At 65.9% G+C, this 25513-nt stretch carries 24 protein-coding genes; 12 read left to right on the top strand and 12 right to left on the bottom strand.

Features of this window, described 5'->3' with window-relative positions:
- Positions 1-7: 7 nt before the first annotated feature.
- Positions 8-343 (bottom strand): twin-arginine translocase TatA/TatE family subunit, encoded by a 336-nt coding sequence (gene tatA / locus KF715_15265; GenBank protein ID MBX3738052.1) that lies wholly within the window; start codon positions 341-343, stop codon positions 8-10.
- Positions 344-394: 51 nt separating this feature from the next.
- On the bottom strand, positions 395-1315 hold the full coding sequence (locus KF715_15260; GenBank protein ID MBX3738051.1) for an aldose epimerase: 921 nt from the start codon (positions 1313-1315) through the stop codon (positions 395-397).
- Between the two features lie 181 nt (positions 1316-1496).
- On the opposite strand from KF715_15260, the gene KF715_15255 reads away from it, so the two are divergent.
- From KF715_15255 to KF715_15225, 7 genes are all read left to right on the top strand, one after another.
- Positions 1497-2885 carry an ATP-dependent Clp protease proteolytic subunit gene (locus tag KF715_15255; GenBank protein ID MBX3738050.1) on the top strand — a complete coding sequence of 463 codons (1389 nt, stop codon included), beginning with the start codon at positions 1497-1499 and terminating at the stop codon, positions 2883-2885.
- A complete protein-coding gene (locus KF715_15250; GenBank protein MBX3738049.1) occupies positions 2882-3349 on the top strand; it encodes a serine protease in 468 nt (155 codons plus the stop codon). The genes KF715_15255 and KF715_15250 overlap by 4 nt, the downstream gene beginning before the upstream one ends.
- A gap of 9 nt (positions 3350-3358) precedes the next feature.
- Entirely contained in the window at positions 3359-4363 is a 1005-nt protein-coding gene (floA, locus tag KF715_15245) for a flotillin-like protein FloA (GenBank protein MBX3738048.1), read from the top strand.
- A 21-nt stretch (positions 4364-4384) separates the two neighbouring features.
- On the top strand, positions 4385-4999 hold the full coding sequence (locus KF715_15240) for a hypothetical protein (GenBank protein MBX3738047.1): 615 nt from the start codon (positions 4385-4387) through the stop codon (positions 4997-4999).
- Between the two features lie 128 nt (positions 5000-5127).
- Positions 5128-6387, top strand: a complete 1260-nt coding sequence (locus KF715_15235) for a hypothetical protein (protein ID MBX3738046.1) — start codon at positions 5128-5130, stop codon at positions 6385-6387.
- Between the two features lie 317 nt (positions 6388-6704).
- Positions 6705-7247: a gamma carbonic anhydrase family protein gene (locus tag KF715_15230; protein MBX3738045.1), complete on the top strand. Its 543-nt coding sequence runs from the start codon at positions 6705-6707 to the stop codon at positions 7245-7247.
- A gap of 98 nt (positions 7248-7345) precedes the next feature.
- A complete protein-coding gene (locus tag KF715_15225) occupies positions 7346-7546 on the top strand; it encodes a DUF2892 domain-containing protein (GenBank protein MBX3738044.1) in 201 nt (66 codons plus the stop codon).
- Here the strand turns inward: KF715_15225 and KF715_15220 are convergent.
- Positions 7543-8034 carry a dihydrofolate reductase gene (locus tag KF715_15220; protein MBX3738043.1) on the bottom strand — a complete coding sequence of 164 codons (492 nt, stop codon included), beginning with the start codon at positions 8032-8034 and terminating at the stop codon, positions 7543-7545. The two genes, KF715_15225 and KF715_15220, sit on opposite strands and share 4 nt — an antisense overlap.
- A gap of 151 nt (positions 8035-8185) precedes the next feature.
- Here KF715_15220 and ald point away from each other — a divergent pair, with 151 nt between their 5' ends.
- From ald to KF715_15205, 3 genes are all read left to right on the top strand, one after another.
- A complete protein-coding gene (gene ald / locus KF715_15215; protein MBX3738042.1) occupies positions 8186-9280 on the top strand; it encodes an alanine dehydrogenase in 1095 nt (364 codons plus the stop codon).
- Positions 9281-9435: 155 nt separating this feature from the next.
- Positions 9436-11034 carry a hypothetical protein gene (locus KF715_15210; GenBank protein MBX3738041.1) on the top strand — a complete coding sequence of 533 codons (1599 nt, stop codon included), beginning with the start codon at positions 9436-9438 and terminating at the stop codon, positions 11032-11034.
- Entirely contained in the window at positions 11031-12905 is a 1875-nt protein-coding gene (locus tag KF715_15205) for a hypothetical protein (GenBank protein MBX3738040.1), read from the top strand. The genes KF715_15210 and KF715_15205 overlap by 4 nt, the downstream gene beginning before the upstream one ends.
- Positions 12906-12991: 86 nt before the next feature.
- Here the strand turns inward: KF715_15205 and KF715_15200 are convergent, their stop codons facing one another.
- The gene (locus tag KF715_15200; protein ID MBX3738039.1) at positions 12992-13513 is read right to left on the bottom strand and encodes a peptidylprolyl isomerase; all 522 of its coding nucleotides are present in this window, start codon (positions 13511-13513) and stop codon (positions 12992-12994) included.
- A 125-nt stretch (positions 13514-13638) separates the two neighbouring features.
- Between KF715_15200 and KF715_15195 the strand changes: the two genes are divergently transcribed.
- On the top strand, positions 13639-13869 hold the full coding sequence (locus tag KF715_15195; GenBank protein ID MBX3738038.1) for a DUF2934 domain-containing protein: 231 nt from the start codon (positions 13639-13641) through the stop codon (positions 13867-13869).
- A 467-nt stretch (positions 13870-14336) separates the two neighbouring features.
- Complete coding sequence (locus KF715_15190) at positions 14337-15875, top strand: hemolysin III family protein (GenBank protein MBX3738037.1); 1539 nt, start codon at positions 14337-14339, stop codon at positions 15873-15875.
- Between the two features lie 10 nt (positions 15876-15885).
- Here the strand turns inward: KF715_15190 and KF715_15185 are convergent, their stop codons facing one another.
- From KF715_15185 to KF715_15150, 8 genes are all read right to left on the bottom strand, one after another.
- Entirely contained in the window at positions 15886-17361 is a 1476-nt protein-coding gene (locus tag KF715_15185; protein ID MBX3738036.1) for an NADH-quinone oxidoreductase subunit N, read from the bottom strand.
- Positions 17358-18878: an NADH-quinone oxidoreductase subunit M gene (locus KF715_15180; protein ID MBX3738035.1), complete on the bottom strand. Its 1521-nt coding sequence runs from the start codon at positions 18876-18878 to the stop codon at positions 17358-17360. The genes KF715_15185 and KF715_15180 overlap by 4 nt, the downstream gene beginning before the upstream one ends.
- Complete coding sequence (locus KF715_15175) at positions 18878-20395, bottom strand: NADH-quinone oxidoreductase subunit M (protein ID MBX3738034.1); 1518 nt, start codon at positions 20393-20395, stop codon at positions 18878-18880. Before KF715_15175 ends, KF715_15180 begins: the two co-directional genes overlap by 1 nt.
- A 121-nt stretch (positions 20396-20516) precedes the next feature.
- Positions 20517-22550, bottom strand: coding sequence for an NADH-quinone oxidoreductase subunit L (gene nuoL / locus KF715_15170; protein MBX3738033.1), 2034 nt, complete (start codon positions 22548-22550; stop codon positions 20517-20519).
- A gap of 3 nt (positions 22551-22553) precedes the next feature.
- Entirely contained in the window at positions 22554-22865 is a 312-nt protein-coding gene (nuoK, locus tag KF715_15165; GenBank protein MBX3738032.1) for an NADH-quinone oxidoreductase subunit NuoK, read from the bottom strand.
- 121 nt (positions 22866-22986) lie between these two features.
- Positions 22987-23490: an NADH-quinone oxidoreductase subunit J gene (locus tag KF715_15160; GenBank protein MBX3738031.1), complete on the bottom strand. Its 504-nt coding sequence runs from the start codon at positions 23488-23490 to the stop codon at positions 22987-22989.
- Positions 23487-24791 carry an NADH-quinone oxidoreductase subunit H gene (locus KF715_15155; protein ID MBX3738030.1) on the bottom strand — a complete coding sequence of 435 codons (1305 nt, stop codon included), beginning with the start codon at positions 24789-24791 and terminating at the stop codon, positions 23487-23489. The genes KF715_15160 and KF715_15155 overlap by 4 nt, the downstream gene beginning before the upstream one ends.
- Entirely contained in the window at positions 24788-25513 is a 726-nt protein-coding gene (locus KF715_15150) for a 4Fe-4S dicluster domain-containing protein (protein ID MBX3738029.1), read from the bottom strand. Before KF715_15150 ends, KF715_15155 begins: the two co-directional genes overlap by 4 nt.

The following is a 25513-nucleotide window of genomic DNA, read 5'->3' as shown; positions in this document are numbered from 1 at the left end:
CCGTGGCTCAGGCCTTGGGCTGATCCGGCGGCGGTTGCGCGGCACCCGGGGCGGTGCTCGCCGGCGGGGTGGCGGGCGCGACGTTCTGCGGCGGGGCGAGGGGAGTGACTGGCTTGGGGGCGAAGCGCTTCGCTTCGGCGGATTGCTCCGACTTTTCCTCCATCGCCTCCTTGAACTGATATTCGACGTCGGCGGCGGCTTTCTTGAATTCCTTCACGGATTTGCCGAGGCCTTTGGCGAGTTCCGGGAGTTTGTTGGCGCCAAAAAGGAGCAGAATGATGAAAAGGATCAGCATCAGCTCGGGGCCGCCGATGCCTTCGATGAACGCGAAAGGGAAATTCATGGTCGGGAAATAGACGCGTGTCGGCGAAAAAGGTAACAGAAAAAACGCCGTTCAGCCGTGCGTGATGTCGACGAGGAATTTCTGTGTCTGGCCGGGCCCGACATGGTGTAGGCCGATCTTGGTTTCCGGCGCGTTCGGCGGTCCCATCCACGGTTCGACACAGTAATAGGGGACCTTGTCGTCGGCGGCCCAGGTGACGACGGCGGCATCCTTGGCGGTCGTGTTGGAAAAGCCGGTGCGGAAGCGCAGCCGCGCCCCGGTCGTGCGTTCGGTGACTTGGAACTGGTGGCCTCGCAACGCGGTGTGGACGGTGTCGATGAGCGCCGGATTGTCCAAGGTCTCGCGCGGTTGCAGGCGCGGGCCGTCGACGAGTTGGCCGGATTCGTTGCGGCGCACCGTCCGCGCGGCGGGGACTTCGAGCACGTAGTCCTTGCGCGTCAGGCCCTCGGACCAGGGCAGGTTGAAATAGAAATGGTGTCCGGCCGACCACGGGATGGGTGCCTGGCCGAGGTTGGTGAGCTCGAGTTCGACGTAGACGGCGTTCGCCTCGAAGCGGTAGCTGACGACGAACTCGTAGTCGAACGGGTAGCCTTCCTTCGCCTCGGCGCCCGGCACGAACACGGCGGAGAAGCCGCGTTCGTCGAGGCGCTTCACGCGAAACTCGCCTTGGCGCGCGAAGCCGTGCATCGGCATCGGCCGGCGCACGCCGTCGTCGGCGCGCCAGAAACCGATTTCGCTGCGATCGTAGGTGCGGCCGTTGAAGGGGAAGAGAATCGGATTACCGCCGCGCACCTTCGCGATGTCGTCGAGTTGGTCCAATTCCGGCCAGTGGATGAGGTCGCGGACGCTGCCGTCCCCGAGCGTGACGTTCCAGTGCATCAGGCGCGCGCCCTTTTCCGGCAGGGCGAGGAAGGTCGACGGCCCGACCTGCCAGCGATAAATCGTGTGCCCCAGATACGGGATGCGTTCCATGTTGGGCTTGGTTTGAAAGAAAAATGCCGCGACACACCAACCCAAATCGCGGCGCGCGCGTGTCGGATGCGAAAAATTTGAAACGCTTCGCCGCATTGTAAGTTGAGGACGCTTGCAGCGGCTGTGCGCTCCGGTATCGTGTCGGGCTGTGAACCTCGGGCGTCTTGCCTCTCTTTTCCTCATGGCGGTGGGAGTGTCGTTCGCGGCGGATCCCGTCGCCGATGCCGCCTCGTCGCCGACGGTCGCGCCGGCCAAGCGCGTCGCCTTTGTCATTCCCGTGCGGGACGAGATCGCCAAGCCCACGCTCTACATCATCCGCCGCGGTCTCAAGGAAGCGGTCGAGCAGAAGGCCGACTTGGTCGTGCTCGACATGAAGACGCCGGGCGGTGCGCTCGATTCGACCCTCGAGATCATGGAGGCGCTCGGCAAATTTCCGGGCAAGACCGCGACGTTTGTCGACGATCAGGCGCTCTCCGCCGGTGCGTTCATCGCCGCGACGACGGAGGAAATCTGGTTTGCGCCGCGCGGGAAGATCGGTGCCGCCGCGCCGGTCGACTCCTCGGGCAAAGACATCGACAAGACGATGCGGCAGAAGGTCGTCAGCTTTCTGCGCGCTGAGGTGCGTTCCATTTCCGAAGGCAAAGGCCTGCGCGGCCAAGTCGTCTCCGCCATGATCGACGAGGATTTCGAGCTGAAGGTCGGCGACGCGGTCCTGAAACCGAAAGGCGAGCTGCTCACGTTGACCGCGAGCGAGGCGATGAAGACCTACGGCGAACCGGCGCAACCGCTGCTCGGTGCTGGAATAGCGAACGACATCTCGGCGTTGCTCACGAAGAAATTCGGCGCGGGGAACTTCGAGGTGCGCGAGTTTCGCGTGACGTGGTCGGAATCGCTCGCGCAATACCTGACCGCGTTCGCGCCGATCCTGACCGGCTTGGGACTGCTGGCCTTGTTCCTGGAATTCAAGATGCCGTCGCACGGCCTGTTCGCCGGCGTGGGCATTCTCCTGCTGCTCGTGGTTTTCTTCGGCCACTATGTGGCGGGCTTTTCGGGGCACGAGCCGGTGTTGCTGTTCACGCTCGGTCTGTTGCTCGTCCTCGCGGAAGTGCTGTTTTTCCCGGGTGTGGCGCTGCCGGCGGTGACGGGTCTCGTGTTGATGCTCGTGGCGCTGGTGTGGTCGATGGCGGATTTGTGGCCGAACGAGCCGATTCAGTTTTCGGGCGAGGCGTTTGCGCGTCCGCTGTCGAATGTTGGTCTCGGCGTGTTGCTCTCCGTGGCCTTCGGCGTCGCGCTGCTGCGGTTCCTCCCGCAGGGCTGGATTTGGGATCGCCTGACGGTGAACTCTGTTGCGGGCTCGGTCGCGCAATCGTCGACCGGCGGCGCACGCGTCTCGGACTTGATCGGGGCCAGCGGCGTTGCCGCGACGGCCTTGCGTCCGGGCGGGCAAATCGAAGTCGGCGGGCGACGTTACGAAGCGCGCGCGGCGCTCGGCAGCATCGCGCCTGGCACACGCGTCGTGGTGCGGGCGCGGGACGATTTCGCCCTCGTGGTGGAGGAGGACAAAGCATGAACGCGATCATCCTGTTGTTTGTCGTCGGCGCGCTTTTGCTCACGGCGGAAATTTTCCTGCCGGGTGCGGTGGCGGGCATCATCGGCGGCCTGGCGCTCGCGGCGGGCAGCCTGCTGTCGTTTCGCGAATTTGGCTTCAACGGCGGCTTGATGGCGAGCTTCGGTGCGCTGGCTCTGGTCGGCGCGATGCTCTATCTCGAGCTCGTCGTGCTGCCGAAAACCGCATTCGGCAAACGCATGGTGGTGCAATCCACCGTCAGCGCCACCAGTCAGCCGCCGCCGGCCGTGGCCGAAGCCGTCGTCGGCCGCGATGCGCTCGCGCTCACCACGCTCGCGCCGAGCGGCTATGTCGAAATCGACGGGCGCCGCTACGAGGCGTTCAGCCGTTCGGGCCACGTCGCGAAAGGCGCGGCGCTGCGCGTCGTCGGCGTCGACAATTTCCGCATCATCGTCACCCAATCCTGAATTTAACCCATGAGCTCGATTCCCCTCATATTCCTCATCCCCATCATCGTCGTCGTCCTCATTGTCGTGGGCGTCTTCATTTCGTTCATCGGCGTCTGGCTGAAAGCCCGCCTGAACGGCGCACCGGTCAGCGTGCTGAATCTTCTCGGCATGCGTCTCGGCGGCGTGCCTTACAGCCTCGTCGTCGAGGCGCGCATCACCGCAGTGAAGGCCGGCATCGAAGTCTCGACCGACAAGATCGCCGCGCACTACCTCGCGGGCGGCAACGTCGTCCCGACCGTGCAGGCGCTCGTCGCCGCCGAGAAGGCGGGCATCGCGCTCGATTGGGATCGCGCCTGCGCCATCGACCTCGCCACGAAGGGCTCGGGCAAGAGCGTCATCGAGGCCGTGCGCACTTCCGTCGATCCGAAGGTCATCGACTGCCCGAATCCCGACCAGGGCCGCACGACGATCGACGGCGTGGCGAAGGATGGCATCCAAGTGAAGGTGAAGGCGCGCGTCACCGTGCGCACGCACCTCGACCGCTTCGTCGGCGGCGCGAAGGAAGAGACGATCATTGCCCGCGTCGGCGAAGGCATTGTCACGACCATCGGCTCGGCCGAGAGCTACAAGACCGTCCTCGAGTCGCCGGACAGCATTTCCAAGACCGTGCTCGCGCGCGGCCTCGACGTCGGCTCGGCATTCGAAATTCTCTCGATCGACATCGCGGACGTGGACGTCGGCGAGAACGTCGGCGCCAAGCTCCAGGAAGCGCAGGCCGAGGCGAACAAGAACATGGCGCAGGCCCAGGCGGAAATCCGCCGCGCCGCCGCCGTCGCGCTCGAACAGGAAATGAAGGCCCGCGTGCAGGAAATGCAGGCCAAGGTCGTTGAGGCGCAGGCCCAGGTGCCGCTTGCGATGTCCGAGGCATTCCGCGCCGGCAAGCTCGGCGTCATGGATTACTACAAGATGGAAAACGTGCAGGCCGACACCGCCATGCGCGGGTCCATCGCTCATCCCGAAGGCAAGAAGTAAGCCGCCGCGCCGTTCGCTCCCATGGACGAAATCCTCGACTGGGTCGTAAAGCACTCGTGGACGCTCGTGATTATCGCGGGCGTGATCGCGCAGGTCATCAAGGCGATCCGCGGTCAGAAGGACGAGGAGCCGACCGCGCCGGCGGACTCCGCGGACAAGCCGTTTGCGGATCCCGAGCTGTCCGAGCGCACGCGCCGCATTCGCGAGGATATCCAGCGCAAGATCGAGGAACGCCGGCGCGCGATGGGTCAGGGCGGCTATGAGCAGCATTCGGCTCCGCCGCCTGTCCCCGACGCGGCCGAAAATCCCTACGGCAATCCGCCGCCGCTGGTGCGCGAAGTCGTTGTCGAGCGCGCGCCGGAGCCCACTCGCGCCGCCACGCCGCGGCTCGAACAGCAACGCCACGCCGAGATCCTTGAGCAGCAGGCCGCGTTGGTGGAGAAGATGCGCGAGCTCGAGCTGATGAAGGCCGCCGCCGTGCGCCGCACGGAGTTCGAGCAACAGACCGCTGACACGCAGACGGCCGACAAAGTCGCGGCGCGCGGTGCGTTGCTCGACGACCTGCGCCACACCGGCGCCTTGCGCCGAGCCTTCGTGTTGCGCGAAGTGCTCGGTCCGCCGGTGGCGTTGCGCTGAGTCCTCCGTATTCGGGCGCGGTTCGCCGCGCCCTTTTTTGTGCGCGGGTCCGGGCCCACGCACGCGCCAGACCCTCCCGGCGTCTCCGGTGTTGAACTCCCGCGCGTTTCCCGCAGCGTCGCTCGTTCATGGACCGTCTTCAAGGCCTGTGCGGAATCGCGTTGATCCTCGGTATCGCGTTCCTCTTCTCGAATAATCGTCGCCGGATCAATTACCGGCTCGTCGCCAGCGGCATTGCGCTCCAAGTCGTGATCGCGTTGCTCGTGTTCAAAGTCGGCCCGGTCGGCCGCTTTTTCCAGCTGCTGGGGCATGGTATCGGAAAGCTCGAGGAATTTTCGCGGCAGGGCGCGGCATTCGTCTACGGCGGCATCGCCGTCGACCAGGGCGGCAAGATCGGCAACTACTTCGCCGGCGGCTTCGTCTTCGCGTTCAACGTCACCGCCACGATCGTCCTCGTGTGTGCGCTCGTGGCGATTCTCTACCACTTTGGCATCATGCAGCGCGTCGTGGCGGTCATCGCGCGCGCGATGAATTTCATCATGCGCGTCTCCGGCGCGGAGTCGCTGAGCAACGTCGCCAGCGCGTTCGTCGGCCAGGTCGAGGCGCAGGTGATGATCCGGCCGTATCTCGCCGGCATGACTAACAGCGAGCTGCTTGCTTCGATGGCCGGTTCGCTCGCCTGCATCGCGGGCGGCATCCTTGTCGTCTACGCCAACATGGGCGCGGCCGCGGGCATGGACCTCGCTCCGAAGCTCATCACCGCGTCGCTCATGGCCGCGCCCGGCGCGCTCGTGATCTCCAAGATCGTTTTCCCCGAAACGCAGGAAAGCCAGACCATGGGCACGGTGAAGCTCGAGGTGAAGAGCGAGTATTCCAACGTCATCGACGCGATCTCCCACGGTGCCGGCGACGGCTTCAAGATCGCCATGAACGTCATCGCGATGCTCATCGGCTTCATCGCCGTCATCGCATGCCTCGACTGGATCCTCACCTCGATCGGCCACATCTTCAGCCCGAACTTCAACCTCACGCTCAACTGGATCTTCGGAAAACTGTTCTACCCGATGGCGTGGGCGATGGGCGTGCCGTCGCAGGACGTGAACAGCGTCGCGACCCTCCTCGGTCAGAAACTCACGATCAACGAATTCGTCGCCTTCCAGAATCTCACCAACCACAGCGTGCCGATCGTCACCGACAAGGGCCTGCTGATCCTGAGCATCGCCATCTGCGGTTTCGCCAACTTCAGCAGCGTGGGCATGCAGATCGGCGGCATCGGAGCCCTCGCGCCCGAGCGCCGCGCCGATCTCGCCAAGCTCGGCCTGAAGGCGCTGCTCTGCGGCACGCTCGCGTCGTATCTCTCCGCGACCTTGGCCGGCATCGTGATCTGAGCCCGCCGCGCCGTAGGGCGCTGGCCTGTAAACACTGGGTGAATCCCCCGCGTGGGGACTGGTGGGCCCGTGACTTTTGCGTGTCCACTGAAACTATGGGCATCGTTCGTGCGTCAAGCCCGACATTCCCCCGCCATGAACTATGTCATCGAAATTGTCCTCGCCGTCGGCGCGCTCGTGTCGGCCGTCGCGGTGGGCTTCACCTGCCTGCTCGGACTCGCGGTCTGGCTGGGTGGAGGCCGGACCGAGCGCCCGGCCAAGTGACGCCCTGACGCTCTGCACTTGGCGGCGAGGGCCAGCGCCGCAAGTGTGGCTTCATGGACGTGCACGAACGCCTCGCGAAATTCCTCGGCCAAACTCCCGCCGTCTCGTCGGCCGCGTTCGTCGCGCCGACCGCGACGATCCTCGGCGCCGTGACACTCGGTGCGAACAGCAGCGTCTGGTATGGCTGCGTTCTGCGCGGTGATATCAATTCGATCGAAGTGGGTGAGGGGAGCAACATCCAGGATCTCACCATGGTTCATCTTGCCGACAATTTCGGCGTGAAGATCGGCCGCCATACCACGGTCGGTCACAGCGCCATCGTCCACGCCTGCGAAATCGGCGACGAATGCCTGATCGGCATGGGCGCGACCATTCTCGACGGCGCGAAGATCGGCGACCAATGCATCGTCGGCGCCAACGCGCTGGTCACGCAACGATTCGAGGCGCCGCCCGGATCGATGATCCTCGGTTCTCCCGCCAAAGTCGTGCGCGCGCTCACGCCCGAGGAACGCAGCAGCATCAAGAAGTGGGCGCTGAAATACATCGAGGTCGCCTGGGCGCACGCGGCGCGCTCTGGCGGTCCGCGCCACGGTTGAAGCCGGCGCGCGCCGAGGGGATCGGCCGGCCTTTCGACAACGGATGCGCAGACCTCCGCGCGGGTGTCGGCTAGAGTTGGGCCAACCAAGGAGGTCCCATGAAACACAATGTCGGCTCCTACGATGCAGGAATTCGCTACGTGCTCGGCTGGTTGATCGTCATCTGGGGAGTGCATACGGGCAACAAGTGGGGCTTCGTCGCCCTGCTGCCGTTGATTACCGCGGCGGTCGCGTTCTGCCCGGCCTACTGCCTGTTCCACATCGACACCACGGCGCCGGATAACCACGTCGCCAACTAACGCGCACGTTCGAGGACGCTGAACGTGTAGCGGTAGTTCGCGTCCGCGCTTTCCTTGCGCCACGTCTCGCGCCACGCGAGGTGGCGCCACTCGGGGAAAAACGTGTCACCCGGCACGTCGGCGTGCACGAGCGTGAGGAGCAACCGGTCGCAGATCGGCAACGTCTCCTCGTAGATGCGCTGGCCGCCGCACACCATGATTTCGCCGGGCAGCGATTGGGCGATGGCCAGCGCCGCGGTCACATCAGAGGCGACGTGGATGCCGGGGCGGGCGAGGGCGGTATCCGACGTGATCACGACCGGCACGCGGCCATCCTGTCGCACGCGCGGCCAGGTTTCGTAGCAAATCCGCCCGAGAACCACCGTCGTGCCCGCGGTCTTTTCGTGGAACCACGCCTTGTCCTCCGGAATGTCGAAAGGCAGCCGGCGTTGGCGACCGATCACGCGGTTGGCCGCGCAGGCGACGATGAGATTGATCGGCTTTGGCATGCGGGCGGGAACTAACCGCCCGCAGTCGCTCGGCCGCAAGCGCTTTCCCTCGGGGATTAGGCGGTGTTGGACGGGGGAAAGCCCCCCCACTACCGGCCCAGATGCCGGTTGCGCTCTTGTCTTGGCGGAGGCGCGCGGTATCCCGGTCCGCATGATTATCGGTGTCCCCAAAGAAATTAAGATCGGTGAGAAACGTGTTTCCATGACCCCCAGCCTTTGCCGCCGCGTCACCACGCTCGGCGCCAAGGTCATCATGGAAAAGAACGCGGGCCTGACGGCCGGTTTCACCGACGATGAATACAAGGCCGCGGGCGCGACCTTCGCGACTTCCGCGGCCAAGGTCTGGAAGAGCGCCGACATGATTCTCAAGGTGAAGGAGCCGCTCGAGGCCGAGTTCGACCTCATGCAGCAGGGCCAGACGATCTTCACCTACCTGCACCTCGCCGCCGGTGCCTCACTCGCGAAGCAGCTCTGCAAAAAGGGCATCCTCGGCATCGCCTACGAGACGGTCGAGAGCAGCGATGGGCAATTCCCGTTGCTCAAGCCGATGTCGCACATCGCCGGCCGCCTCTCGATCCAGGTCGGCGCGTATTTCCTCCAGTCGCAGGTCGGCGGCTCGGGCGTGCTGCTCGGCGGCATCCCCGGCACGATGCCCGGTCACGTGGTCGTGGTCGGCGCGGGCAACTCCGGCGCGCACGCCGTCCGCATGGCCGCCGGCATGGGCGCCCGTGTGACCGTGCTCGACCTCGACACGCGCAAGCTCGAGATCATCGACCAGGAATACCGCGGCAAAGTCGTCACGCTCGTTTCGAATCCCGCCAACGTCGAGGCCGAGGTCGCCTCGGCCGATCTCGTCGTCGGCGCGGTGCTCATTCCCGCGGCCAAGGCGCCCACCGTCGTGATGAAGAAGATGGTGAAAAACATGCGCCCGGGCTCCGTCATCGTCGACATCGCGATCGACCAAGGCGGCTGCATCGAGGGGATCAAATACACCTCGCACGAGAAGCCGACCTACCAGGAATTCGGCGTCAACCACTACGCCGTGCCGAACATGCCGGCGCTCGTCGGCCGCACCTCGACGCTGGGTCTCACGCAGGCCACCGAGCCCTACGTCGCGATGATCGTCCAGAAGGGCGTCGAGCGCGCCCTGAACGAGCACAAGGGCCTCGCCAAGGGCGTGAACACCCGCGGCGGTCGCATCGTCTACGACGAAGTCGCGAAGGCCGTCGGCTTCGACCAAGCCTGAGCTCGCCGCGCCGCTCCGGCGCGCCCGACCTTGTCCCGCTTCCCGCCCGGCGCTTCACCGCGCCGGGCTTTTTGTTTGCTGGTCTTTTGCTGCGCACGCCATTGTGCCGCCGCGGGCCGATCTCAATGGGTAATCTACGTTCCTGTCTTCGCGGCGTGCTGTTCGGAATGGCGGCGCTCCTCATCGCATCGTCGCAGCCGGCCGCGGCGGCCGACAGTGGCTTCCCGGGCGGGAAATCGCGCTGGCGGCTTCATCGTTCGCCGCATTTCGAGCTCTACACCAATGACAGCGGCTGGCGCGCCGTCGACACGCTGGGCGACCTCGAATTGCTCCGCGCGTTTTTTCTCGAGCAGGCCCGCTTGCGCGAGCATCGCCCGATTCCTGTGACAGTTTTTCTCTTCGCCGACGAAAGCGATTTTCAGGCATGTCTGCCCACGACGGTGAATCGCGAGAATCGCCTGCGCGGACTGCATCTGCCGCAAGCCGACCGCACCACGATCCTGCTCACGCCGTCCGACAACGAAGCGAGCTCTCCTTTGGTCGTCCGGCATGAGTTCGTGCACCACCTCTTTCGCGTGGCGGAGGAGAATCCGCCCGTCTGGTTCAACGAGGGCATGGCCGAGCTCTATTCCACCGTTGCGGTTGAGCGCGGGAAGCTGATGTTCGGTCGCCCGCCGCTCGGCCGGTTGCGGGCCTTGCAGCAGGAGAAACTCATGCCGCTCGAGCAACTCGTCGCCACCGGTCGCGAATCGGCGCTCTATCGCGGCAACGACCACACCGGCATCTTCTATGCGCAGTCGTGGCTGTTGGTGCATTTCTGCCATTTCGGCGCCGTCGACATTCCGTTGGAAAACCGCCTGCGCTTCCTCGCCGTCGCTCGCTCGCCCGAGGTGCACGACAATCCCGCGTTGCTGCGAGAGGCGAGCCGGCAGCTCCTCGGCTGGGATCTCGCCCGTCTGACCAAGGAGCTGAATTCCTATGCGTCCGCCGGCCGCTATCAGGCGCGCAGTGCGCCGCCGCCGCCGGTGCCCGAGGCGAAAACCTACACGGTCGAAGACGTGCCGCCGGCGACGATGCGCCTGCGTCTCGCCGAGGTGCTGGTGCGCACGCGGCAGGACCCGCGGGCGGAGTTTGCGTTGCTCGAAGCGGCCGGCGCAGGAGATACCCGCGCCAGCGAAGTCCTCGGCACGCTCGCGCGCTACAAAGGCGACATGGTGGCGATGCAGGAACGCTGGCAGAAGGCGTTGGCGGCCGAGACACCGAATCCCGCCGTGGCGCAGGAATACGTAGAGCATCGCACGCGACAGCTGTTCGCGCGTTTCGATCCCTATTACCGCATGCCGGCGGAACTCGGGGAGGAGCTGCGCAGCTGCCTCCTGCGGTCCATCGCGGCGACGCCGGAGCAATCGCGCGCCTACGAAATGCTCGCGTGGATCGAGGCCAGCGCGCCGGAGCCGGTCGTGGCGAACCTGAACACTGTGCAGCGCCGCTTCGGCCAGTTGAAGGCGCGGGATCGGACACTGGTGGCGCTCGCCTGTGCGCGCCACCACTTGGGGAAGGACGCCGAGGCGTTGCAGTTGCTCGATCAGCTGCCCGATCTCGCGCCCGACTCCTGGAGCGGCGAGGCCGCCGAGACGCTCCGCGCCAAGATCGAGGGCCGCAAGCCCGTGCGTGAGAAACCAGGGACGCGGCCGAAGCCACCTGCCTTCACTCCACCGATCAAGATCAAGCCGATGAGCGAAGCCCCGCAATGAATTCGATCCGCTTCGTCACGCCGCCGAGTAATTCAGCGCGACGTTTCCGCGGCCGCGCGGCCGCCCGTGCCGCTTCTCCCTGGTCCGCCAACTGTGGACTTGGGTTCGCGATCGTGCGCGCGGTGGTCGCGATTCTACTGGCCGTGATGCCGGCAATGCTGGCCGCGAAACCGGAGAAGTGGATCGCCGTGCAAAGCCCGCTCTTCACCGTGTTGACTCCGGCTCCCGCAGCGACGGCGCGGCGCTGGGCGGTGGAGTTGGAGCAGTTCCGGCGCGCGATGCAGGCCGTGGTGTCCGTGCCGGAGCGGCAATTGCAGCCTGTCACCGTGCTGCTCTTTCCGCGCGATCGGGATTTGAAGCCGTTCAAACCGTTGGAGAACGGCAAGCCGGAGGAGATCGGAGGATTTTTCGTCCACGTCGGCGGCACGCACGCGCTCGCGTTGGCGCTGGATTACGACGAGCGGACCGCGCGGCAGCTCGTGTTTCACGAGGCGGTGCATTGGTATAGCGCTTCGGCCGACCAGGCACTTCCGGCGTGGCTCGAGGAGGGCGTGGCCGAGGTCTACTCAACGTTTCGGGCCGAGGGCGACGTGTGTTCGTTCGGAGCGTTGATGCCGGATCATCTGCGACTGCTGCTGCGAGAAGGCGTCGATGTCGGGCGGTTGGTGACGACTCCGCGCGAGGGCATCAAGTTCAACGAGGGCAATCGGGCGACGCTCTTCTATGCGCGGTCGTGGTTGATGTCGCACTACCTGCTCTACGGGCGCGGGTCGCCTGGACGCGAGGCAGTCGCGCGCTACCTGGATGGAGTGGCGCATCGCCCGGATATGGAGGGAGCGTTTCGCGACGCGTTCGGCGCGGATTACGCGACGTTCGGCCGGAAGCTGGCCGAATACCTGAAAGAGGGGCATTACGCGCTGCAGCGCTTCCGCGTGCCGTTCGCCGATATCGATGCCAAGCTCATCGTGCGGCCGGCGAGTGAGGCGGAAGTCGAGCGGACCAAAGGCGTGCTGTTGCTCGGATCGCGACGTGGAGAGACCGCGGCGGCGCTGCCGTATTTGCAGCGAGCGACGCAACTGGCGCCGAGCGACCCGCTCGCGTGGCAGACGCTCGCGGAAGCGCACGCGATGGCGAAAAACAACCGGCTGGCCGCCGAGCACTTTGCCCGAGCCATTGCCGCGGGCTCGCGCAGCTACTACGCGCACTACGGTTATGCCGTCGCGAAGATGCAGGCCAGCGACGTCACGGAGGAGAATTTCAGTCCGGTGCTGGCGCTCGAAGTGGCAAAGGCAATGCGGAAGGCGCTCGAATTGAACCCGCGTTTCGTGCCGGCCTACCAGGGTCTTGCCGGCGTGGTCTCGGCGCTCGAGGTCTACGAGCCGGCGGACCGGCAGTTGTTGGAGCAGGGAGCGCGGCTGGCGCCGGACGATGTGGCGATCGATGTGGGTCTCGGCGTGGCCGACATCCGGGAAGGAAACGAGCGCCGCGGCCGGCAGCGACTGGAACTCGCGCTGGTCGATCCTCACGCCACAGGCGATTTGAAGCAATTTGCGCGGCGCCTCCTGCATGCGCAGGACTGGCAGGATATGGAGCGCGAGTTGAACGAGCTGTTTGCGAAATCGAGCTATGCGCGGATCGTCTCCCGCATCGATGAGGTGCGCGCGAAGTTCCCCGAGCCGCACTTGCGGTCGATGCTCGAGATCAATCGTCGGACGGCGCTGGCAGCCGACCGTTTGTCCCGTGCGGTCGAGCATGCGAATGCCGGCCGAAAAGACGCCGCCCGCCAGCTGCTGCGAGAGGTCGTGGAGTCCAATGCCGAAGCGCGGGACAAAAACGAAGCCAAGCGCCTGCTGGGGCTTCTCGCCAAGTAGCTCGCGCGGCTTCGCTCAACGGCGAAGAGAAAAGAAAAAGGCCGGCGTGCAGCCGGCCTTGCGTCTGGGCATCCGACCGGCGCGGCTCAGGCCGCGACGATCTTCACGCTCTCGACGGCCACGCGGTCGATCGGCGTGCTCTTCTCGCCGCCGCCGCCGGATTTGGTCGGGACGTTGGCGAGTTGCTCGAGGACTTCATCGCCCTTCACGAGCTGGCCGAAGGCGGTGTATTGGCGGTCGAGGAAGCGGGCGTCACCGTGGCAGATGAAGAATTGCGAGCCGGCGCTGTCGGGATGCGACGAGCGGGCCATCGAGATGACGCCGCGAACGTGCGCCTTGGCGTTGAACTCGGCCTTCACCTTCCAGCCGGGGCCGCCGGTGCCGGGCATGCCGGTCTCGCCGGCCTTCGTGTTCGGGCAGCCGCCCTGAATCATGAAACCCTTGATGATGCGGTGGAACGCCGTGCCGTCGTAGAAGCCCTCGCGGGCGAGTTTCTTGAAATTCTCGACGGTCTTCGGCGCGACGTCGGGCCAGAAGGCGATGGTCATTTCGCCGTAGCTGGTCTTGATGACGGCGACTTCGTTGGTGGAGGCGTTCTCGTTGCTCATGGAAGGGCCAAGAAGCCCCGCCGCCCGCCCGTCCGCAAGAACCAAAAGATGCGCGTCTTTTTCCGCAAAATTACGCGGCGGAATCGCGAAACGGTGCTACACTATCGTCGAACCAAGGAGGCCTCATGAAAACCCGCGAACACCGTGAAAAGCGGCCGCGCGGCGACCTCACCGAGGAGATCCGCCACGAAGCCTATCTGCTCTGGCAACAGGATGGCTGCCCCGACGGCCATGAGCTCGACCACTGGCTGGCTGCACAGGAAAAGGTGCGCCATCGCCACCACGCGCGACACGCCCCGGACGATGCGCGCGAAGACCAAATCCGCCCAACCGAACAGCTCGTGACGCCGAATTGAGATCGGTCGCGCGCGCTGCGCCGCTGTCTCGTGTCGCCGTCGACGCACCGTGCGCGAACGGCGCGGGGTAGTGCGTCTGTGCGTGCCGGTGAATCGAGTCACGTTTTGGGCACCTGAGGCGCGTCGCGGATGGGCGCGCCGGGTGGGCTTGCCTTCGTGTGCAGCGGCGGAATCGCAGTCTGTGCCGTGCGATCCTCTGCGAAGAACGCGGTCGGCGGAGACGCGAGGAGGCTCGGCAAATCCTGCGCTGGCTTTTTCTCGGGCTTCCCCTTTGGTGGAGCCTTCGCTGCGATCGATGCGCCCTTGTTTCCACGCCACGCGCCGGATTTTTGCGACCCCGATGATACGTTCATTCGTGGCGGTGGCTTCGGCGTGGGCGAAGAAGGAGTCTCGCGGCTGAGGACGAAGCGACTCGCTCGAGCGCGACCGCCCCGTGGGCGTTGGTCGGCGGCCTCAATTTCATTTCCATGCAATCAGACTCCGAATCCACCGCGGCCGATTCCGGCCAGAACCACGATCACGAAGAGCTGTCGCTGCCCCTGTTCGCGTTCACCGTCCTGGTGACGCTGGGCGGACTGGGCGCGTTGCTGTGGCTGGCGGCTCCCAGCGTGTGGGACCTCCAATGGCTCGCACCGGCGTGGAAGTTCTTCGCGGCCTTCGCCCTCATCAGCCTCGTCAACTGTTTCATGGAGTTCTTCTTCCATCGCTACGTGCTGCACTTGCCGGCGATCCCGTTCCTGAGCCGTCTTTATCGCCAGCACACCCTGCACCACGCGTTGACGCGGATCACGCGCCGGCCGGCGCGCGACGGACGCGGGATTCTTTTCATCGAAAACAAGTTTCCGATCATCGAGCCGGAGCAAGGTGAGGCGTCCTTCTTCCCGTGGTATTCGCTGACCGTGTTCGCTCTGCTGCTCACGCCGCTTTTCGCGTTGCTGCAATGGCTCGCGCCGTCGTTCCCGTGGTTTTTCGGCGGCTACGCGGCGATCGCGTCGTCGCTGGTGCTCTACGAAGTGTTGCACGCGATCAACCACTGGCCGTTCGAGACGTGGGCGCCGTTGATCACGCATCGTCGGTGGGGCTGGTTCTGGCAGCCGGTCTATGCGTTTCATCTGCGCCACCATGCGGTCACCGATTGCAACGAGTCGGTTTCGGGCTGGTTCGGTCTGCCGGTGGCGGACTGGGTGTTCGGGACGTGCGTGATTCCGCAGACGGCTTACGCGGAAGGCGAGGAGGCGACGCCGGAGAAATTCGCCAGTCCGAATCCATGCCGCCCGATCCGCGCGCTCGACGCGTGGGCGCAAACGGCGATTCAGCGCCGTCGCGACGTTGCGGCGGACGGAGTGCCGACGGAGAGCGCCGATTCGCGTGTCTACACGCGGGGCGAGGAGATCGCGCACTGGGTGACCCACGGGATCGGGCTCGCGGTGAGCGTCGCGGCGCTGACGCTGCTCATCGTTTTCTCGAGTCTGCGGGGCAGTGCTTGGGAAGTGGTCAGCTTCACGATCTTCGGCCTGACGCTGCTCGGGTTGAGCACCGTAGCGGTATTGCGGCAGGCGTTCCGGAGCGGTCGGGCCAAGGAGCTGTTCCGCCGCCTCGATCAGCCTGCGATCTTCGTGTTCATCGCCGGCACTTACACGCCGTTCCTTTTTTCGAATTTGCGCGGCGGAACGGGTTGGCTGTTCGTCGGCGCGATTTGGGGACTCTGTGGCGCGGCGGCGGTCTACAGTCTGGTGTTCGGTGCGCGGCATCGGCTCGTCACGATCGTGGCCGGGCTGTTTGTGAGCTGGACGATCCTGGTCGCGATGGGCGGCGTGATCGCGACGCTGCCGCCGGCGGCGCTGTGGCTGCTTGTCGCGGGCGCCGCGTGTTACGGCGTGGGTGCGATCTTCTATTTCTGGCAGCGGCTGCGCTTCCACCGCGCCACGTGGCATGCGCTCGTGCTCGGCGGCAGCACGTGCCACTTGCTCACGGCGATTCTGTTTCTACTGCCGGTGACGCACTAGGCGTCCCGACTCAGCCGAAGAGTTGCAGGATCTTCGAGGGGAAGAGGCCGAAGAGGACGATCAGCGTGCTCGCGATGAGGAGCGCGAGGCCGGCTTGGACCGGGACGTTGATCTTGGCGGTGGCGTTTTCCTTCGGCGCGGCGACGAGCGCCTGCTTCAGGATGAGCAAATAATAGTAGAGGCCCACGGCGCTGAGAGCGATCGCGGCGAGCGTGAGCCAGCCGGTCGGGCCGTTCAGGCCGGAGAGTTTCAGCGCGGAAGCGAAGACCGAGAATTTGCCGAAGAAGCCGGCCAGCGGCGGCACGCCGGCGAGCGAGAGCACGAAGACCGCAAGACAGCCGGCGAGCAGCGGTGAACGCTTGTAGAGGCCGGCGAGATCGGTGAGGTCCTGGCAGCGACCGGCGCGTTCGACAATGGCGACGACGCCGAAGCAGCCGACGGTCGCGAGGCCGTAGGTGGCAGCGTAGTAGAAGACCGGGCCCGGACCCGCGCGGCCGGCAGCGACGACGCCGAGTAGCATCGCGCCCGCGTGGGCGATGGCCGAATAGGCGAGGAGGCGGCGGACGTTGGATTGGGCGAGGGCGCCGAAGTTACCGACGAGCAGCGAGGCGAGCGCGAGGAGTGCGACCATGGGCGTCCAGCCGACGACGAGTGGGAGTTCGCTGATGCGGCCGGCGGTGAAGCCGAGGCCGGGCCAGAGCAGGCGCAAGAAAAGGGCGAAGCCGGCGAGTTTCGACGCGGAGGCGATGAGCGCGGCGGAGGAGGCCGGCGCGCCTTGGTAGGCGTCGGGTGCCCAGAGGTGAAACGGCGCGGCGGCGGCCTTGTAGCCGAAGCCGACGATGATCATCGCCAGCGCCACGACCACGAGCGGCGTCATGCCTTGGAGCGAAATGTGGATCGCGATAACCGGCAGGTCGATCGAGCCGGTGGCGCCGTAGAGCAGGCTGAAGCCGAAGAGGAGGAATGCCGCCGACATCGCGCCGAAGAGAAAATATTTCAGCGCGGCCTCGGCGGATTGCGGAGACGACTTGTCCCAGCCCGCGAGGACGTAGAGCGAGATGCTGGCGAGTTCGAGCGCGAGGAAGGCGACGAGGAGTTGTTGCGCACCGGCCATGAGCGTGAAGCCGGCGGTGGCAAGGAGGAGGACCGCGACGTATTCGGCGGGGTGACGCAGCGTGACGACGTCGTTCAGCAGTCCAAGCGTGAGCCACGCGAGCAGGAGAACGCCAAGGCGTGCGGCGAGTGTGAGGCGGTCCAGCGAGAAGACGCCGCCGAAGGCGGTGGTGTCGATGCCGGCTTGGAGCGAGCCGTAGAGCGCCGCGACGATCGCCAGCATGCCGATGAAAACGGCGGGGCGCAGGCGCGCGGCGGTGTCCTTGCCGCGGCCGGTGGCGAGATCGAAGCCGAGCACGATCAGTGCGCCGAGCGTGAGGGCGGTTTCGGGCAGGAAGGCCCGGAAGAGTTCAGCGTAGCTCAAGCCGTTCATGACGCACCTCCCGTCAGCGCCGCGCGGAAAAGCGGCGATTCGAGCGCGGGCCGGATCCAGTCGAGCAGCGCGTCGGGATTCAGACCGAGATAAACCATCGCCGCGATCAGGAGAATCGCGCCGGCTTTCTCGGCCCAGGTGATGGGCGGAAATTCATGCGCGTGCGCGCCGTGGCCGTGTGCGGGAGCGGACGCCGGCGTCGCGTCGGTCTTGCCGAAGAAGGAGACTTGGATCGCGCGCAGCGTGAAGGCGGCGGCGATGAGAACGCCGGTCGCGGCGACGAGCGCCCAGAGCGGCTTGGTTTTCCACGTGCCGACGAGGATCGTGAGCTCGGCGGGGAAACCGCTGAAGCCCGGCATGCCCATCGAGGCGAGGCCGGCGATGACGAAAACGACGGCGGCGAAAGGCAGGAGCTTGTGCAGCGGCATGGCGCGCAGGTCGGCGAGCTTACGCGTGTGCGTGCGCTCGTAAACCATGCGGCCGACGACCGCGAAGAGCAGTCCGGCGATGATGCCGTGCGAAAACATCTGCAGCACCGCGCCGCTGACGGCGACGGAGTTGGCGGCGGCGAGGCCGAGGAGCACGAAGCCCATGTGGCTGACGCTCGAGTAGCCGATGACGAACTTGAAGTCCTCCTGCACCAGCGCGATGAGGCCGGCGTAGACGATGCCGATGATGGCGAGCCACGCGATGACCGGCGCGAAATACGCGAGGCCGGTTGGGAACGTCGCCATCGCGACGCGCAGGCAGCCGTAGGCGCCGAGCTTCATCACGACGCCGGCGAGCAGCATCGAGGCGGCGGTCGGGGCGGCGACGTGGCCGGTGGGCGCCCACGTGTGGAAGGGGAACATGCCCGCGAGCACCGCGAAGCCGGTGAACACGAGGGCGAACATGCCGAGCTGCTCGAAGCGCGTGAACTGCGTGGCCGCGAGCGCGAGGTCGGAGAGCGCGAAGCTCGAGCCGCCCGACGCGGCGTAGGCCCAGAGCAGGCCGGCCATCACGAGCGCGCTGCCCGCGAAGGAGTAGAGCACGAGCTTCATCGCGCCGTATTCGCGGTTGGTGGAGCCCCAGTTCGCGATGAGGAAATACTTCGGGACGATCGCGATCTCGTAGAAGACGAAGAACACGAACGCGTCCGCGCTGAGGAACACGCCGAACACGCCGCCGATGAGCGCGAGGTAGAGGGCGAAGAATTCGCCGACGCGCTCCTCGATGTTCCAGGAGAACAGCACGCCGACCGTTGCGGCGAGGCCGGTGAGCACCATCAGCGTCATGCTGATGCCGTCGGCCGCGAGATGATAGCGGACACCGAGTTCGGCGATCCACGGTGCATCAACGAGCGTCTGGAGCGAGTTGGTCGGCGTGAAATGTGCGCCGGCCCAGAGCGCGAGGCCGAACGCGGTGAGCGCGGTGACGAGGGCCACGATGCGCGCCAGTTGCGCCGAGCGCGCGCCAGCCAGCAGCGCGAGCGCGGCGCCGGCGAAGGACACGTAGATGGTGCAGGGAAGCGCGTTCATTACGGAAGATGAGAGACCCACGTGGTGACGAGCGGGTTGAACAGGCCGGCGAGGAGCTGCGGGAGCAGACCGAGCACGAACATCAGCGCGATCAGCGGCACGAGCGTGAGCTTCTCGGTGGTGTCGAGTTCGCGGAAGTTAGTCCCGGCACCCTTGGCCGGGCCATGGAACACGCGTTGCCAGAACGTCAGGAGGAAGAGCGCGGTGGCCAGCAGGCCGAGCGTCGAGACCGCCGCGGTCATCGGCGCGAGGCCAAAGACGCCGCGGAAGATGAGGAACTCGCCGACGAAGCCGTTCAGGCCGGGGAGACCGAGCGAGGAAAACATCGAGATGCCGCACAGCGCCGCGAACACCGGGGCCGCAGTGCGCACGCCGCCGAAGTCATCGAGGCCGCGGCGACCACCGGCACGGCTTTCGAGCGCACCGACACAGAAGAACAGCGCGGCGGCGGAGAGGCCATGGTTGAACATCTGGAGGATCGCGCCGCTGAGGGCGGAAGCGGAGGCTTCACCGGGCTTGCCGGCGAGGGCGACGGCGAAGAGCGCGAGCAGGCAGTAGCTCAAGTGGTTGACCGACGAGTAGGCGACCATGCGCTTGAGGTCGGTCTGCTTGATCGCCGCGTAAGCACCGAGGACGACGCCGGCGACGGCGAGCCAGATGAGGCAGGGCGCGGCGGCGTGCAGGTCAGCCGGGAAGATCGGCCAGAGGATGCGCAGGAAGCCGTAGACGCCCATCTTCGACATCACGCCGGTGAGGAACATCGACGCGCCCGTCGGCGCCTCGGCGTAGGCCGAAGGCAGCCAGGTGTGGAAGGGGAAGAGCGGGACCTTGACGGCGAGGCCGAGGAACACGCCGAGGAAAACGAGGTGCGGCCAGTAGCCGCCGACCGCGGCGAGCTTCGCGGCGAGCGCGCCGGACTTGGCAAGCGCGGCGAGTTGCACGAAGTCGAATGTGCCCGCGGCCGCGAAGAGCGCCGCGAACGCCATCAGCATGAACGCGCTGCCGCCGATGGTGTAGATCACGAACTGGTAGGCCGCGCGCGTCGCGCCCGGGCCGCCCCAGAGTTTGATCAGGAAGAAGGCCGGCACGAGGCTCAGTTCCCAGAAGATGAACCACGGGAAGAAATCCAGCGCGAGGAACACGCCGAGCGCCGCGCCTTGCAGGAAGAGGAACAGCGCGGCGTAGAGCGACGGCTGTTTCGCGATGCGGATCGTGCCGAAGAGCGCGACCGGCGCGATGATGCCGGTGAGCAGCACGAGCACGAGGCTGAGGCCGTCGACGCCGAGGTGGTAGTTCACGCCGAGCGCGGAGATCCACGCGTGTTTCTCGACGAATTGCAGGCCGGCGGCCGGATCGAAGCCGGAGAGGACGGTCGTGCCGAGCGCGAGAGTCGAGAGGCTGACGAACAGCGCGATGAGGCGCGTCGGGCCGGCGGGCAGCTTGGGCAGGAGCGCGAGCAGGAGCGCGCCGGCCCACGGCACGAAGATGATGAGCGAGAGGAGCGGGAGGGAGTTCATGCGCTCAATCCTCCGAACAGAAAGACAGGTTTAACACAGAGGTCGCAGAGGACACAGAGAGGCTGGGAGCCGGAGCGTTTTTCCGTGTGCTCTGTGCTCTCTGTGTTGAAAATCCGGTTTTTCATCGCGCACCTCCGAAGATGACGACGAGAAGGACGATCACGAAACCGAGGACCAGCGTGCGCAGGTAGCCGTGGGCGCTGCCGGTTTGCCGCTTCGAGTAAGCGATGCCGGTGGCGCGGAGGCTTTCCGCCGCGGAGTTGAAGCCGCCGTTGAGGCCCTGTTCATCGGTGTCGCGGTTGACGACGCCGGTGAACTCGCCGAGTCCGGCGAGGAGGCGCACGGCGCCGTCCCAGACATAGCGGTCGGTCCAGTCGGAGAACGCGGCGAGGGCGGCGTTGGCCTTGAAGGCGGTGGCGGCGTAGAGTTCGTCGAAGCCGAGACGGGCACCGAGTGCCGCGAAGACGCCGGGGAAACGTTTCTCGATCGGATCAGCAGCGGCAGCGTCGGCGCGCGGGCGGCGGGCGTAGATCGCGCAGCCGGCACCGATGCCGACGGCGACGAGGACGACGGACGCTCCCATGAGGCCGGCGCCTTCGAAGAGATGGTCAAAGTTGAAGTGCGCTCCGTGCTGGCCTTGCAGGATCGCTTGCAGCCACGGGTAGGCGGGCGTGCCGAGGAAACCGAGCGTCAGGGCAAAGGTGGCGAGGATGATGAGCGGAATGGTCATCGCTGAGCCGTTCTCGTGCGCCTGCTCGGAGGCGTGCGAGCGAGGTTTACCGAAGAAAACCTCGGCCATAAGGCGGGTGTTGTAGAATGCGGTCAGGACGACGCCGATAAGAGCGGCGTAGAAGGGAAGATGGGAAACGTCCCACGAGTGCGCGGCGTGGAGGACCGCTTCCTTGGACCAGAAGCCGGAGAAAAACAGCGGCACGCCGACGAGAGACATGGTGCCAATGGCGAAGGTGTAGAACGTGGTCCGCATCTTGCCCGAGAGGCCGCCGAGCGCGCGGATGTCCTGCTCGTGGTGCGCGGCGTGGATGACCGAGCCGGCGCCGAGGAAGAGCAGGGCCTTGAAGAAGGCGTGCGTGAGCAGGTGGAAGATCGCAGCGGTCCACGAGCCGACGCCGATCGCGAGCATCATGTAGCCGAGCTGCGAGACGGTGGAGAAGGCGAGGATGCGCTTGATGTCGTTTTGCGCGACGGCGATGACGGCGCCCATGAGCGCGGTGATGGCGCCGATGAAGGCGACGACGGTCAGCGCATGCACCGGGACGTTGGCCAGCATCTGGTCGATCGCCATCAACGGGTAAACGCGGGCGATGAGGAACACGCCGGCGGCGACCATCGTCGCGGCGTGGATCAGCGCGGAGACCGGTGTCGGGCCTTCCATCGCATCGGGGAGCCAGACGTGCAGCGGGAATTGGCCGGACTTGCCGACTGCACCGCAGAAGATGAGGAGGCCGATGGCGGTCGAGAGCGCGAGGCCGCCGCAGACTTGTTGGCCGAGGAGCGTCTGGAGCACGGAGGACTCGAGCGCGCCCTTGCCGGCGTCGAAGAACAGCAGCGTGCCGCCGGCGTGTTGCAGCCAGAGGATGCCGAGGAGGAAGCCGAGGTCGCCGATGCGTGTCGTGATGAAGGCTTTTTTCGCCGCGGCGGCGGCGGACGGTTTGTGGAACCAGAAGCCGATGAGCAGATACGAGGCGAGGCCGACGAGCTCCCAGCAGATGAAGAGCAGCAGCAGGCTGTTGGCGACGAGCAGGCCGAGCATCGCGGCGGCGAACAGGCTGAGGAAGCAGAAGAACTGTTTGAAGTTCGCGTCCTCCTTCATGTAGCCGGTGCTGAAGATGAAGATCAGCAGGCCGACGAAGGTGACCATCGCGCACATGAACGCGGTCAGCGGATCGAGCAGGAAGCCGAGGCGCAGCGCGCCGGTGCCGAGGTCGAACCACTCGAAGTTGTAGACTTGGTGCGCGGCGGGGTGCGCGAGCGCGCCCTTCAGCGCAAAGCACGACACGACGAACGCCGCGGCCATCGACAGGATGGCGGCGCCGGCGGCGATCGCGCGGCCTTTGCGGGGCGTGAGTGAGCCGATGGCGGCGGAAGCGAGCGGGAGCGCCGGGATGAGCCAGAGATATTGGGCGGAGAGTGTCATGGCTCAGCCTTTGAGTTGAGCGGCTTCCTGGAGCCGGATGCTCTTCTGGTGGCGATAAATCGCGATGACCAGGGCGAGACCGACGGCGGCCTCGGCGGCAGCGACGGCGATGGAGAAGAGGACGAAGATCGCGCCGGTGCCCAGTTCGGGATGCGGGCCGTAGCGCCAGAAGGCGATGAAGTTGAGGTTCGCGGCGTTCAGCATCAGCTCGACGCCGAGGAGCACGAGGATGCTGTTGCTGCGCGAGAGGGCGCCAATCAGGCCGACGCAGAAGAGCAGCGTCGAGATGACGAGGCAGATTTGGAGTGGACTCACGACGCACCTCCTAAGGCTTTTTCAACACAGAGGTCGCAGAGGGCACAGAGGAAAGGCCGAGCAGCAGAGTCCAATCTCTGTGCTCTCTGCGTCCTCTGTATTTGATGGATTGTAGCCAAGCTCACGACGCGTCCTCCTTGTCCTGCGCGGCGATCACCACGGCGCCGAGCAGCGCGACGGTGAGGATGAGGCCGGTGATGAGAAGCGAGACAGCGTGCTTGCCCATGAGTTGTTCGCCGAGCTGGCGGACGGTGAAGGAGGCCGGAGCGGCCTGCGCGGTGTCGAGCGGCGTGCCGAGGATGGCGCCGATCAGCACGCCCGCGACGCCGCCGGCGGCGATGATCGCGAGCATGGCGCGCGAGAGGCCGGCGGGTTCGACCGGGCCGAGGTCGCCGCCTTGCTTGGTGAGCAGCACGGCGAAGAGCACGACCATCGAGATGGCGCCGACGTAGACGAGGATCTGTGCGAAGGCCACGAACTGCGCGCCCGACCAGAGGTAGAGCGCGGCGAGGCCGGCCCAGCTGGCGATGAACAGCAACGCGCTGTGGATCAGGTTGCGCAACGCCATCGCGACCGCGGCGGCGGCGAGCGTGACGAAGGCGATGAGGAGCAGCGCGGGTGTCATGACGCGTAGCGGTAAGTGCGGGGAGCGCGGCCCTTGTTGAGGCGGCGGCTGATCACGAGGAAGGGCACGATGATGATCGCGGCGGAGATCGGCCAGCGGGCGACGTCCATCACCGGCGAGACGTGGGCGGAGAGCGCCCAGAACGCGGCGTTGGCGATGTTGATCAGCGCGAGCGGCAGGAGGAATTGCCAGGCGAGGCGCGTGAGCTGGTCGATGCGGAGGCGCAGGAGGGTGCCGCGGATCCAGATGAAGAAGATCACCATCAGCACCAGCTTGATCATGAACCAAAGGTAAGAGGGGATCACTTCGAGCGCGGGGAACGGCGCCTGCCAGCCGCCGAGGAAGATCGTGATGCCGAGGCCGCTCAGGGCAAAGAGGCCGAAGTATTCGGCCATGAAGAACAGCGCGTATTTGAAGCCGGAGTATTCGGTGAGGTGGCCGGCGATGAGCTCGGACTCGGCTTCGGGCAAGTCGAAGGGCGAGCGGTTGCTCTCGGCCAGCGCGGCGACGAGGAAGATGAGGAAGCCCGCGAAGCCCCACGGCGTGAAGACGTGCCATTGCGGGAGGAAGCCGAGGAACCAGCCGCCCTGTGCTTCGACCAGCTGTTGCGTCGAGAGCGTGCCGACGATGAGGATGGCGGGGACGACGGAGAGAATCAGCGGCAGCTCGTAGCTGATGAGCTGCGCGAGCGCGCGCATGGCGGCGAGAATCGAGTATTTGTTACGGCTCGACCAACCGGCCATGAAGATCGCGAGTTCGGTCGCGGCGCCGGCGGCGAAGAAATAGAGCACCGCGGCATCGAGATCGACCGGCACCATGTGGCGGCCGAAGGGCAGCACGGCGTAGCCGAGCAGCGAGAACGCTACGACGGTGACCGGCGCGAGGAAATGCAGGAGCTTGTCGGCGGTGGCCGGCACGACGTCCTCCTTCGTGAGCGCCTTGACGGCGTCGGCGAACGGCTGCGTGAGACCCCAGAGGCGGTGTTTCAGGTGGGGGATCGGCAGTCGCGTAAACTTCGGCAAACCGGCGCGGTTCGGGCCGAGGCGGTTTTGCAGGCGCGAGAGAAGTTTGCGCTCGGCGATCGTCGTGAAGGCGAAGAACACGCCGAAGACGGTCAGGATGACGATGATCGTGATCAGCGAGCTAACGAGCCACTGCAACGAGTCGGGAAACCAGCCGACGATCTCGTCGCGCACGATGAGCGGCAGGACTTCGAGGAAGGCGCCGTCGGCAGAAGCGACGGCGGGCGCCGCCGCAGTTGAGAGTTGAGAGCTGAGAGCTGAGAGACCGAGAACGCTCATGAGGCGGCGGGCGGCTGGGGGGCCGACGCGCTGGGCGCGGGGGCGGGTTGAGGTTTAACAGCAGTGGCGGGGGCGACGGGCGCGGGGGTGGAAGGAGGAGTGGCGCCAACCGGGGTCGCCGGAGTTGCGGGCACAGCCTTCGCGGCGGCGGCCTTGGCGGCAGCGGCCGCAGCGGCTGCTGCCGCCTTTTCTTCGGCGGCTTTGCGGTCGGCGGCGAGGCGAGTGTCGACCTCGGAGGCTTCGGCCGGCCGGATCTCGTTGTAGTAGGCGTTGGACTTGGCGAGCTGCTCGCGTTTGAGCAGGAGTCCTTCGAAGCGGTTCGACGGCGCGACCTCGAAGACCTTGTCCATCTTGATCGAGTCGAACGGGCAGACCTCGGCGCAGATGCCGCAGCTCATGCACACGGACGTGTCGATGTCGAAGATCGCGGGATAGAACTGCTGCTTGCCGGTGGCGTCGGGCTTCTTGTCCTTCGATTTCTCGATGTAGATGCACTGCGGCGGGCATTCCTTCTCGCAGATTTGGCAGGCGACGCAGCGCAGCGTGCCCATCGGGTCGTCCGGCGTCTCGCAGACGAGGAAGGGGAAGCTGCGGTAATTTTCGCCGATGGGCGCTTTTTCTTCGGGATAGGAAACTGTCACCATGCGCTCGGGCGTGGTGTAGCTGCCGACGAAGTTCTTCGCGGTGACGGCGAGGCCTTTGAGGAGTCCGGTGCCGAGCAT

The sequence above is a fragment of the Candidatus Didemnitutus sp. genome, assembly GCA_019634575.1.
Taxonomy (GTDB): domain Bacteria; phylum Verrucomicrobiota; class Verrucomicrobiia; order Opitutales; family Opitutaceae; genus Didemnitutus.
The sequence above is the reverse complement of the archived record's forward strand: the minus strand, read 5'-3'. Positions and strand labels throughout refer to the sequence as shown.